Annotated in this window: 10 protein-coding genes; 6 read left to right on the forward strand and 4 right to left on the reverse strand. The window is 68.0% G+C overall.

Annotated elements, in window-relative coordinates:
* Window positions 1–369: 369 nt before the first annotated feature.
* The 3 genes from trpD to H5398_RS11295 are packed head-to-tail and all read right to left on the reverse strand — an operon-like array spanning window position 370 to window position 2,812.
* Window positions 370–1,407, reverse strand: a complete 1,038-nt coding sequence (trpD, locus tag H5398_RS11285; protein WP_182800078.1) for an anthranilate phosphoribosyltransferase — start codon at window positions 1,405–1,407, stop codon at window positions 370–372.
* Window positions 1,407–1,814 (reverse strand): response regulator, encoded by a 408-nt coding sequence (locus H5398_RS11290; protein ID WP_182782534.1) that lies wholly within the window; start codon window positions 1,812–1,814, stop codon window positions 1,407–1,409. The genes trpD and H5398_RS11290 overlap by 1 nt, the downstream gene beginning before the upstream one ends.
* Window positions 1,811–2,812: a cytochrome c oxidase assembly protein gene (locus H5398_RS11295; RefSeq protein WP_182800079.1), complete on the reverse strand. Its 1,002-nt coding sequence runs from the start codon at window positions 2,810–2,812 to the stop codon at window positions 1,811–1,813. Before H5398_RS11295 ends, H5398_RS11290 begins: the two co-directional genes overlap by 4 nt.
* 189 nt (window positions 2,813–3,001) lie before the next feature.
* Between H5398_RS11295 and H5398_RS11300 the strand changes: the two genes are divergently transcribed.
* The 4 genes from H5398_RS11300 to H5398_RS11315 are packed head-to-tail and all read left to right on the forward strand — an operon-like array spanning window position 3,002 to window position 7,278.
* Window positions 3,002–3,616 (forward strand): heme-copper oxidase subunit III, encoded by a 615-nt coding sequence (locus tag H5398_RS11300; RefSeq protein WP_182800179.1) that lies wholly within the window; start codon window positions 3,002–3,004, stop codon window positions 3,614–3,616.
* 22 nt (window positions 3,617–3,638) lie between these two features.
* Complete coding sequence (locus tag H5398_RS11305) at window positions 3,639–4,439, forward strand: c-type cytochrome (protein ID WP_182782532.1); 801 nt, start codon at window positions 3,639–3,641, stop codon at window positions 4,437–4,439.
* Complete coding sequence (locus H5398_RS11310; RefSeq protein WP_182782531.1) at window positions 4,436–5,500, forward strand: ubiquinol-cytochrome c reductase iron-sulfur subunit; 1,065 nt, start codon at window positions 4,436–4,438, stop codon at window positions 5,498–5,500. Before H5398_RS11305 ends, H5398_RS11310 begins: the two co-directional genes overlap by 4 nt.
* Window positions 5,500–7,278 carry a ubiquinol-cytochrome c reductase cytochrome b subunit gene (locus H5398_RS11315; protein WP_182782530.1) on the forward strand — a complete coding sequence of 593 codons (1,779 nt, stop codon included), beginning with the start codon at window positions 5,500–5,502 and terminating at the stop codon, window positions 7,276–7,278. The genes H5398_RS11310 and H5398_RS11315 overlap by 1 nt, the downstream gene beginning before the upstream one ends.
* A 215-nt stretch (window positions 7,279–7,493) precedes the next feature.
* Here the strand turns inward: H5398_RS11315 and H5398_RS11320 are convergent, their stop codons facing one another.
* A complete protein-coding gene (locus tag H5398_RS11320) occupies window positions 7,494–8,477 on the reverse strand; it encodes a pirin family protein (RefSeq protein WP_182800080.1) in 984 nt (327 codons plus the stop codon).
* A 134-nt stretch (window positions 8,478–8,611) separates the two neighbouring features.
* Here H5398_RS11320 and H5398_RS11325 point away from each other — a divergent pair, with 134 nt between their 5' ends.
* Both H5398_RS11325 and H5398_RS16855 read left to right on the forward strand, forming a co-directional pair.
* The gene (locus H5398_RS11325; protein ID WP_182800081.1) at window positions 8,612–10,072 is read left to right on the forward strand and encodes a GuaB1 family IMP dehydrogenase-related protein; all 1,461 of its coding nucleotides are present in this window, start codon (window positions 8,612–8,614) and stop codon (window positions 10,070–10,072) included.
* 393 nt (window positions 10,073–10,465) lie between these two features.
* A complete protein-coding gene (locus tag H5398_RS16855) occupies window positions 10,466–10,939 on the forward strand; it encodes a hypothetical protein (protein WP_220489357.1) in 474 nt (157 codons plus the stop codon).
* The last annotated feature ends 166 nt before the right edge of the window (window positions 10,940–11,105 follow it).

Genomic DNA, 11,105 nt, shown 5'->3' on the forward strand with positions numbered 1-11,105 from the left:
GGAGCGGGAATGAGCCCCCGCGGTGCCTCAGCCAGGGGGTCTTGAAGGTCGCGTTTCAGAGGCTTCGAGGCCGCTGCGCGGCACCTCAGCCAGCGGTAGGGGCCCTGCGCTGTACCTCAACCAGCGGTGATGGGCTGGTCCGGAAGGTCACGTTTCATAGGCTTCGAGGCCGCTGCGCGGCACCTCAGCCAGCGGTGGGGGTGCCTCAGCCAGGGGGAAGGCGGTCTGAAAGGTCACGTTTCATAGGCTTCGAGGCCGCTGCGCGGCACCTCAGCCAGCGGGAATGGGCAGCTCGGCCTGCGGGAAAGGGGCCCTGCGCCGTACCTCAGCCAGCGGAAAAGGGCAGCTCCGCCGGCGGGAAAGGTCTCGTCAGCGGTTGGTGGCTTCCACCCAGCGGTCGAGGGTCGAGGCGGCGGCGCCGGAGTCGACGGCGTCCTGGGCCGCCTTGAGAGGCTCGCGCATCTGGTCCACCAGCGGCAGCACCGTCGAGATCCCCCGATACGCCAACAAGGCCGCGGCCGCGTTCAACACAACGATGTCGCGCACCGGGCCCGGCTTGCCGGCCAGCATGTCCCTGGCCACCTGCGCGTTGTGCGGCGCGTCACCGCCGTGAAGGTCGTGCGGTGCCGCCGGCTCCAGGCCGAGCTCCTCCGGGTTCAGCACCGTGCGGTGCACCCGCCCCTCAGAGATCATCCACACGTCAGACTCCGACGTGGTGGTCAACTCGTCCAATCCGTCGAACCCGCGGAACACCATGCCCCGCGTGCCGCGCTCGGCGAGCACCCGCGCGATCACCGGGGCCACGTCGTCGTTGGCCACACCCAACGCCATCGCCCGCGGCCGGGCCGGGTTGGCCAGCGGGCCGAGGAAGTTGAAGGTGGTCTGGATCCCCAGCGCCTTGCGCACCCCCGCCACGTTCTTCATCGCCGGGTGGTAGAGCTGCGCGAAGAGGAACACGATTCCCACCTCGTCGAGGATCAGCGCCTGCTTCGCGGGCTCGACGTCAATCCGCACCCCCAGCGCCTCCAGGGTGTCCGCGGTGCCCGCCATCGACGACGCCGCCCGCGACCCGTGCTTGACCACCTTCGCGCCCGCACCAGCAGCGACGATGGCGGCCATCGTCGAGATGTTGACGGTGTTGGCGCGGTCGCCCCCGGTGCCCACGATGTCCACCGCGTCAGGATCCAGCGCGATGGGCAGCGCGTTGGCGAGCATCGCGTCCGCCAGACCTGCGATCTCGTCCTCGGACTCGCCCTTCGCGCGCAATGCCGTCAGCAGCGCCGCGATCTGCACCTCGGAGGCGCGACCCGCGAGGATCTCGTTCAGCGCCCAGGTGGCTGCGGTGGACTCAAGGCCCTCGCTGCGCACCAGGCCGGTCAGGATGTCGGGCCAGGTGTAGCCCGACATCAGCCGACCTGCGCCAACCGGGCGCGGATCAGGTTGGCCGCCTGGACGGGCATGGTGACCGGGTCGATCGGGAATGGGGCCACGGCCTCAGCACGCGCCCAGGACGCCAACCAGGCGTCCGCCTCGCGGGAGACCAGCAGCATCACCGGAGGACAGTCGGCGTACTCCTCCTTCACCTGGTGCGCCAGGCCGAACCCGCCCGAGGGCTGGGCGTTGCCGTCGAAGATCATCACCGCGTAGTCCGTGCCGGCGTCCAGCGTGCGCAGCAGCGCACCCTGGGTGGCGACCTCGAAGATCTCGATCGGCGGCAGATCGCGGGCGACGCTGCTGCCCAGGGTCAGCCGGACCTGTTCGCGCACCGTTCGGTCGTCGGAGAACACCAGCACCTTCGCGGTGGCTTCGCTCATCTTGGGTCTTCCTTCGCGTTGTCGCCGACAACCGTCGGCCGAGGATCCTTCTGGGGGTCATCGTAGCCAAGACCCGGCCGCCTGGTGCGCTGGGCCTCCTCCCGGTCCAGGGCCCTGTCCACCCGCTTGGCCTCCCGGTTGGAGTCCTTGATCCATTGGATGAAGATCGTGATCATGGCCGCGAACATCGTGATGTCCCCCGTGGCCCACATCAGTCCCCCCGCCCAGGACTGATCCTCCATCGGCGACAACCCCCACGACCGCTCAAAGGCCAGGTACCACTCCTCCGCGATCAGCCGCGTCGAGCCCATGATCGTCACGCCCAGGAAAGCGTGGAACGGCATCGTGAGCAGGAACAGCAGGATCCGGATGGGATACGGCATCTTGATCGGCACCGGATCCACCCCCAGCAGCGGGAAGAAGAACAGGCAGCCCAGAGTGATCAGGTAGAAGTGCAGGAAATCGTGCCAGAAGTCGTTCTGCAGCGTGATCTCGTACCAGCCCGACATGTACAGCGCGAACGGGCTGGCCACCATCAGCCCCGTGGTGAGCGGCGGAAACAGCAGCACCTTCGCCACCGTCGAATGCAGCACCGCCAACAGCCAGCCCCGCTGCCGCTTCGGGAGGGTGCGCAGCGCCAGGGTGGCCGGCGCCCCGAACACCAGGAACACGGGCGCGATCATGTTCAGCAGCATGTGCTGGAGCATGTGCACCCAGAACAGCACCGTGTCGTAGACGCCCAGGAAACTGAAGATGGCCACCGCGATGGTGCCCAACCCGAGTCCGACGAATGACACGGTGCGCATGACCGGCCACCGGTCACCGCGACGGTGCAGCGTCCACACGCCCCACAGGTACAGGCCGCCCACGACGAGCAGGCCCAGCACCGCGTAGAGCGGGAATTCCCAGGCGGTGAAGTAGCGCGCACCCACCAGCGGAATGATGTCGTCGTCGGGCTTGGCGTGCAGCGGAAGTGCGGCCAAAGCCTGGACAAACATGCGCGGATTATCGCATGCCCCTCCGCCGCGAAACCAGGGGGGTACCCCTAATCCGGCCGCTGGCGTGACCTCAACGGGTTTTACCGCAATAATGACCTCGTGGCGACCAATCATGACACCCTCATCGCACCGACGGAGCTGCCCACGGGCGCACTCCACGCTGTCCCCTCCGCACGACTGAACAAGCCGATGGGCAGGCCGGACACGGTCGCCGTCGGCACCATCGTGTGGCTCGCGAGCGAGCTGATGTTCTTCGCAGCCCTGTTCGCCGCCTACTTCTGGATCCGCAGCATCACCAACGACGCCGCGGCCGCCGCCGGGGTGACGTCGCTGTGGGACGCCAACACGGTGCACCTGGACACCACCTTCGCCGCCATCAACACCGCCATCCTGGTGCTGTCGTCGGTCACCTGCCAGCTCGCCGCAAACGCGGCCGAGGCCGGCCGGGTGTCTGGCTCCTGGCTCAACCCCATCAAGTGGGGCATGCGGCAGGGCTTCATCGTCACCGCCACCCTGGGCTCCATCTTCGTCGCCGGCCAGGTGTGGGAGTACTTCACCCTCTTCGGCGAGGGCTTCACCATCTCCACCAACCAGTACTGGTCCGTGTTCTTCCTCGCCACCGGCTTCCACGGCCTCCACGTCATCGGCGGCATCGTCGCCTTCTGGTTCATCCTGGCGCGCTCCTACATGACGCGCACCCACACCCACGAGCAGACCGTCGGCGCCCACGTCGTGTCCTACTACTGGCACTTCGTCGACGTGATCTGGATCCTGCTCTTCGGCGTCCTCTACTTCCTCCGCTGACCGCACTAGACCTGGAGACACCGTGAAGTTCCTGACCAACCTCCGGCGGCATGCGGCGGCGCGTCCCTTGCTGCTGATCTTGGCCCTCCTCGTCGTCGGCCTGGGCTACAGCGTCGTCAGCCCCCAACGGTCCTCCGCCGAGACCGAGATGACCCAGCAGATCGAGGAGGGCAAGGCCCTCTTCGACTTCACCTGCTCCTCCTGCCACGGCCTCGGCGGCGAAGGCACCTCCCAGGGCCCGTCCCTGGTGGGTGTGGGCGCCGCGTCCGTGGACTTCCAAATGGGCACCGGCCGCATGCCGGCGGCCCGGGAGCAGGCCCAGCTGCCCGCCCGCCAGGTCAACTACTCGCAGGAGCAGATCGAAGCCGTGGCGGCCTACGTCGCCACCCTCGGCGCCGGGCCCGCCATCCCGACGGAAGACCAGTACTCCCCGGAGGGCCTCACCGAGGAGGAGATCGCCCGCGGCGGTGCCCTCTTCCGCGCCAACTGCTCCGCCTGCCACGGCATCGTCGGCGGCGGCGGCGCGATGCCCAACGGCAAGTACGCCCCCTCCCTGGTGGAGACCGCACCGGTCCACATCTACGAGGCCATGCGCACCGGACCCCAGCAGATGCCCACGTTCTCCAAGGACGTCATGCCGGACCAGAGCGTCCGCGAGATCATCGGCTACCTCGACGAGGCCAACTCGCAACCCAACTACGGCGGCCTCACCATGGGCGACGCCGGGCCCGTCTCCGAAGGCTTCTGGGCCTTCGTGATCGGCATCGGCGGCCTCGCCATCGTCGCCACCTGGATCGCTAAGAAGGGGGCCCGGGCCCGATGAGCCACGACAACCTGCCGGTGCGTGACCCCGAACTGGGTCACAGCGTCGCCAACCCCGGCCTCGAGGAACACGTCGAGCGTTACGCCGACGCGGACAAGGGCGCGGGCAACCGCGCCTACACAGCCATCCTCCTCATGCTCGGCGCCGTCCCCCTCCTGTCCATCGCCTTCATCGTGATCTACTTCGCCGTCCCGCGCGACATGGTCATCGACTTCGGCATCCTCCGGGCGAACGCGCAGAACGTGGGCTTCGGCCTGACCGGTGGCCTGTCGGCCGTGCTGATCGGTGTCGCGGTGATCCAGTGGGCGCGCGTCATCATGGATGACCGCGAAATGGTCGAGACCCGCCACTCCGCCTCCTCCTCCCCGGAGGAGATGCGCACCATGCTGCAGGGCTGGGACGACGGCGTCGAACAGTCCGGCGTCCGCCGTCGCAAGCTGATCCTCGGCGCCCTCGGTGGCGCCGTCGGCATGTCGGTGGTTCCCCTCGTGGTCCTGCTGGCGGACATGGGGCCGCATCCCACCAAGGCCGTCCGCGCCGAGACCATCGAGCAGACCATCTGGGCCGAGGACGTCCTCATCCTCAACGACGAGAACTGGCTGCCGATCCGCCCCGAGATGCTGGAGGTGGGTCAGCTGGTCAACGCCCAGCCCGCCACCCTGCGGGACCTGCACGGCGTGGAGGCGCACCAGGCCAAGGCCAAGTCGTCGCTCATCCTCGTGCGGATGGACCCCAACTCGATCCAGATCCCGGAATCGCGCCGCGACTGGCACGTCTCCGGCATCCTCGCCTACTCCAAGATCTGCACCCACGTGGGCTGCCCCATCTCGCTGTGGGAACGCCAGACCCACCACCTGCTGTGCCCATGCCACCAGTCGACGTTCGACCTCGGCAACAGCGGCGTCGTGGTGTTCGGGCCCGCGGCCCGCTCGCTGCCGCAGCTGGCCATCAAGGTCAACGCGGACGGCTACCTAGTGGCCCAGGGAGACTTCACCCTCCCCGTCGGCCCGAGCTTCTTCGAGCGCGACTCGAGCAACGACTTCAAGGATGGTGACCAGTAATGGCCGATCCCACCACAGTCGCCCCGTCGTCGCCGACGATTGAGCCGAAGGTCGCGCCGGTGACCAACCCGGAGGCACCCGGCCTCGTCAAGTGGGCCGACGAGCGGGTCGGGCTCACGAAGCTCACCAAGCCCCTCCTGCGCAAGGTCTTCCCCGACCACTGGTCCTTCATGCTCGGCGAGATCGCGCTGTTCTCGTTCATCGTCCTGCTCCTCACCGGCGTGTTCCTCACCATCTGGTTCGTGCCGTCCATGGCGGAGATCGAATACGACGGCTCGTACCAGCTCCTCAAGGGCATGCCTGTCTCCGAGGCGTTCGCCTCCACCCTCAACATCTCCTTCGACGTGCGCGGCGGCCTGCTGGTGCGCCAGATCCACCACTGGGCGGCGCTGCTGTTCGTGGCGGCGGCCACGGTGCACATGCTGCGCGTGTTCTTCACCGGCGCGTTCCGCAAGCCGCGCGAGGTCAACTGGCTGATCGGCGTCGGCCTGCTGTCGCTGTCGCTGATCGCCGGATTCGCCGGCTACTCCCTGCCTGATGATCTGCTGTCCGGCACCGGCCTCCGGTTCGTCAACGGGCTCGTGCGCTCCATCCCGATCATCGGCACCTGGGCCGAGTTCTTCGTCTTCGGCGGCGAGTTCCCCGGCGACATCCTCATCCCCCGGCTCTACATGGTGCACATCCTGCTGGTGCCCGGCATCCTGCTCGGCCTGATCTCCGCGCACATGGCGCTCATGGTCTACCACAAGCACGGACAGTTCCCTGGCCCCGGCCGCACCGAGAACAACGTCGTCGGCTACCCGATGTTCCCCGTCTACATCTCCCACATGGGCGGCTTCTTCTTCATCGTGTTCGGCGTCCTGGTCCTCATGGGCGGCCTGTTCCAGATCAACCCGGTGTGGCTGTACGGGCCCTACGACCCGTCGAAGGTCACCGCGGGCTCCCAGCCCGACTGGTACATGGGCTGGGTGGAAGGCGCCATCCGCATCATGCCCGCCCTCGAATCCAGCTTCTGGGGCACCACCTGGACATGGAGCGTGTTCCTGCCCGGCGTCGGCCTGATGGGCGTGCTGTTCACCGCGCTCGGCGCGTGGCCGTTCATCGAGGCGTGGATCACCGGCGACAAGCGCGAACACCACCTTCTGGACCGTCCGCGGAACGCGCCGGTGCGCACGGCGCTGGGTGTCGCGGGGATGACGTCCTACGGCATGTTCTGGATCGCCGGCGGCAACGACATCATCGCCACCCGGTTCGCCTTGGATCTGAATGCCATCACGCTGTTCACGAGGGTCGCGGTGTTCGTCGGTCCCATCATCGCGTTCATGGTCACGAAGCGCATCTGCCTCAGCCTGCAGCGTGCGGACCGCGAACGTGCCCTGCACGGCTCGGAGGACGGCGTGATCGTGAGGTCGCCGTCGGGCGGGTACTCGGAGTCCCACGTGCCGGTGTCGCACGGGGAGCAGTTCGTGCTCACCCAGCACCTGCAGCACAAGGTGCTCGTCGCGGGGGCCGACACGGACGCCGCGGGTGTCCGCCGCAAGGGTGGAGTGTCGCGGCTGCGGGCTCGACTGTCGCGGTGGTACCTCGGCCACGACATCGCCAAGCCGACCGCCCAGGAGCTTGAGGCGGCTGCGCATCATGGGTCGCATGGGGGCCATGGGTCGCTCAATGGGGTCGGTCCGGATGGCCACGCCGTCGACGGTGTCGCGGTGGAGGGTCGCGAGCTGGACGGTCCTCGCCACGGGGCCGGAGCCGACAAGGCGGGTCTGCACCACTAGATGGGTTGAAGAGTTGGCCGGAGGGCGTCGTCTGAGGACGGCGCCCTCCGTCGCGTTGGGGGTCGCGGCCTTGGGGTCATGTCGGGGCCGCGCGGCTGATGTTCCTCCAGAACGCATGTCGACCCCCCAGGGGGCCCGAGGACCGGTCTGGAGGAACGTCAGCCGCGCGGGCCTGTCCCAACCGCCTGGGGAGGGCAGGCAGGATAGGCGGCGGGTTAGGCGCGACGGCGGCGGAAGCGCGGCTTGAGCCTCGCCGTCGGGAGGGGTGGGGCCTCGAGGCGCTGCGTGGCGCCCTTGTAGCCGCGGACTCCGCCGAACCTGTCGTCGCCCGCCTGCCACGCCTCACGCAGCTCGACGATCTCCTCGTGGCTGCGGCCGATGAAGTTCCACCACATGACGATGCCCTCCTCGAACGGCTCACCGCCGAGCAGCATGAGGCGGGCGTCGCGGTCTGTGGGGTTCCGGAGGCGGAGATGGTTCAGGCCGGCGTCGCGGACACCCATGGCGTCCTTGTCGATCAGCACCCCGTCCACCTCGACGGCGCCGACGTCGACCAGCACGCCGTGTTCGTAGCCGGGCTTCACCTCGAACTCCCACTCCGCCCCGGGCCGCAGGATGATCTCGGCGCCCAGCAGCCCGGTCTCAGTGGTGATCGGCGAGGATGCCCCCGCCAGGTCCCCCACCATGACCCGCGCGCTGCCGCCAGGAATCTCGATGACGTCGGGGCGGTGATGCTGAAATCCGCGCTGCATGTCCTTCGCGTGCTCGGGCAGCACCACCCACAGCTGCACGCCGTGGAGGTACTCGGTCTGGGCGGTGGTCACCTCAGAGTGCGAGATGCCGAAGCCGGACGTCATGAGGTTGACCTCGCCGGGGCGGACGAGGTCGTGGATCCCGCCGGAGTCGCGGTGCTCGATCTCGCCGTCGAACAGCCAGCTGACCGTCTGGAGCGAGGTGTGCGGGTGCGGCGCCACGTCCATGCCGCCGGTGGCCTCCACGAGGTTGGGGCCGTAATGGTCGGCGAAACACCAGGCGCCGACGAAGGACCGTTCGAGCTGCGGGAGGGTGCGTCGGACGGTCATCGCATCGGGTCCCTCGCCGAGGCTGACGAGCCTGGGTGCCAGCTGCTGGACTTCGGTGGGCGGATGGTTGTGGTGTGCGCAGTCGACGAACTGGGGCGAAGACTCGGTGTTGCTCATGCCACTCCTTACCACGGGTGCCTCCACGCTACCCGTTGGATGCTTCCTGCGCCGGGCACCACAGGCTTCGACACGATCGCGGCGCTACGCGCGCGCCCGGCTCACCCAGCGGGACTCAGGTAGACTCACCCGACGTGCGATTCCTTCACGGTGACCCCAGCTACGACCTGACCTACAGCGACGTCTTCATGGTCCCGAGCCGATCGAGCATCAGCTCCCGGCTTGACGTGGATCTCACCTCCACCGACGGCCTCGCCACCCCCACTCCCCTCGTCGCGGCCAACATGACGGCGGTCTCCGGCCGCCGCATGGCCGAGACCATGGCCCGCCGCGGCGGACTGGCGATCTTCCCGCAGGACATCCCCAGCGACGTCGTGGCCCGGTCCATCGACAAAGTCAAGGCCGCACATCCCGTCTTCGACACCGCCGTCACAGTCTCCCCCACCACCACCGTGGGGGAAACCCTCAGCCTGATCGGCAAACGGGCCCACGGCGTCGCCGTCGTGGTGGACAAGGACCGCCGCATCGTCGGCCTCGTCACGCCGCAGGACGCGTCGGACTCGGACCGCTTCGCGCAGGCCAAGGACGTGATGACCAGCGACGTCACGCGCGTTGCTGCGGACACCAGCCCCGCCGGGGTCTTCGCGACGCTCAGCGAGCAGCACCAGAAGGTGGCGCTGGCCGTCGACGCCGACGACCGCCTCGTCGGCCTGATGACCCCCAAGGGCGCCCTGCGATCCGCCATCTATTCCCCCGCCGTCGACCACGAGGGCCGCCTGCGCGCGGGTGTCGCGGTGGGCATCAACGGCGACATCTCGGCCAAGGTCAGAGCCGCGCTGGAGGGTCGCGCAGATGTGATCGTGATGGACACCGCCCACGGGCACCAGGAGAAGATGATCTCCGCGCTGAGTCTCGCCCGCGACGCACGCGACGCGTTCGAGGCCGAGACCGGCCGGCGGGTCCTCATCGTCGCCGGCAACGTGGTGACCACCGACGGCTGCGACGACCTCATCGACGCCGGCGCCGACATTCTCAAGGTGGGCGTAGGCCCGGGCGCAATGTGCACCACGCGGATGCAGACTGGGGTCGGGCGGCCGCAGTTCTCCGCCGTGCTGGAGTGCGCCGAGGCGGCGAAGGAGCGCGGGAAGTCGGTCTGGGCCGACGGCGGGGTCCGCCACCCCCGCGACGTCGCCCTCGCTCTCGCCGCCGGCGCCGGCTCGGTGATGATCGGCTCCTGGTTCGCGGGGACGCACGAATCCACGGGCGACCAGCTGATGGACAACCAGGGGCGCGTGTACAAGGAGTCGTTCGGGATGGCGTCGTCGCGGGCGGTGCGGCAGCGCACGCGCGAGCAGTCGGCGTTCGACCGGGCGCGTGCCGCGATGTTCGAGGAGGGCATCTCGTCGTCGCGGATGTACCTCGACCCGAGGCGCCCGGGGGTGGAGGATCTGATCGACTGGATCACCTCCGGCGTCCGTTCGTCGTGCACCTACGCAGGGGCGAGAAGCCTCGACGAGTTCGCCGAACGTGCCGTGGTGGGCGTGCAGTCGGGTTCGGGGTACGAGGAGGGTCGCCCGCTCGATCAGAGTTGGTGATCGTTCCGTTCGCGGACGCTAGCTTCGGTGCGGACCCGCTTGTAGGTGCGGTCACGACCCTTCGAGACGAGCCCCGCCGCTTCGCGGAGGGCTCTCCTCAGGGAGCGGGGGTGGTTCAGCCACCGCTCGCACGAAGGGCTCCTCAGGGAGCGGGGGGAGGTTCAGCCAACGCTCCCCCGGAGGGCTCTCTCTTCAGGCTGCGGGGGGGCTCCATCGCTCGCCCGGAGGGCTCTCCTCAGGGAACAGGGGGACGTTCACCATCGGCCAAACCTCTCCGGTGACACGCCTGTGGCTTGCGTTGGACCTGTATTCTCTCAAGGCCCTCTCAGGTGTTAAGGTGAGCTAGACCATACGCCTCGGTACAGACGTACCGTTTCAGAGGGGGATCCCACCATGGCTTTTGACTCAGCCGCACCTATTAATCGTCGCACCGTGGCCAAGGGCATCGCCTGGTCGGTGCCCGCCGTCGCCGTCGCCGGCGCCGCTCCTGCCTTCGCAGCCAGCCGCTGCGTTCCCAAGCCGGTAGTTGACGGCACCAAGTCCTGCAAGAAGGCTGGGTCGGAACAGTCCTACAAGCTCTACTTCGGGATCAGTGGAGCCGGTTGTGACCTTGGCACTTGCACCGGCACGATCACCCAGATCAAGGAGAAGACCGGACAGGCCACGGTTCTTTGGACTGGCAGCAGCCCTGCTGATGGGACTACAGCACTGATCGTGTGCAACACGAACAACATGGCGAGCAGTGTGCTGGTGAACGCCACCATCACGTGCGGCACCACCATCAGCACGTTCACAGACTTCGAAGTGAGCATGCCGAACTTCAACAGCGCTGGCAATACGTGCGCTGACAGCACATTCTGTGGCTGAGGAGTGAGTGACGAGGCGATAGCGGCCGATACGACCTAACCGTGATCGGCTTGGCGAAGAAGGGTTGACCATAGGTCAACCCTTCTTCGTCGTTAAAGGAATATGGAGACCCTACAGGGCTGTGACAGCACCGGAGGGCCGGTCTAGCATTGGACCGCGCCCTTCC

It is taken from the genome of Tessaracoccus sp. MC1679, from assembly GCF_014164775.1.
Lineage (GTDB): Bacteria > Actinomycetota > Actinomycetes > Propionibacteriales > Propionibacteriaceae > Arachnia.

Coding starts and splice junctions, on each gene's coding strand:
- trpD (WP_182800078.1), bottom strand. CDS start 1,407: ATGTCGGGCTACACCTGGCCCGACATCCTGACCGGCCTGGTGCGCAGC.
- H5398_RS11290 (WP_182782534.1), bottom strand. CDS start 1,814: ATGAGCGAAGCCACCGCGAAGGTGCTGGTGTTCTCCGACGACCGAACG.
- H5398_RS11295 (WP_182800079.1), bottom strand. CDS start 2,812: ATGTTTGTCCAGGCTTTGGCCGCACTTCCGCTGCACGCCAAGCCCGAC.
- H5398_RS11300 (WP_182800179.1), top strand. CDS start 3,002: ATGGGCAGGCCGGACACGGTCGCCGTCGGCACCATCGTGTGGCTCGCG.
- H5398_RS11310 (WP_182782531.1), top strand. CDS start 4,436: ATGAGCCACGACAACCTGCCGGTGCGTGACCCCGAACTGGGTCACAGC.
- H5398_RS11315 (WP_182782530.1), top strand. CDS start 5,500: ATGGCCGATCCCACCACAGTCGCCCCGTCGTCGCCGACGATTGAGCCG.
- H5398_RS11320 (WP_182800080.1), bottom strand. CDS start 8,477: ATGAGCAACACCGAGTCTTCGCCCCAGTTCGTCGACTGCGCACACCAC.
- H5398_RS16855 (WP_220489357.1), top strand. CDS start 10,466: ATGGCTTTTGACTCAGCCGCACCTATTAATCGTCGCACCGTGGCCAAG.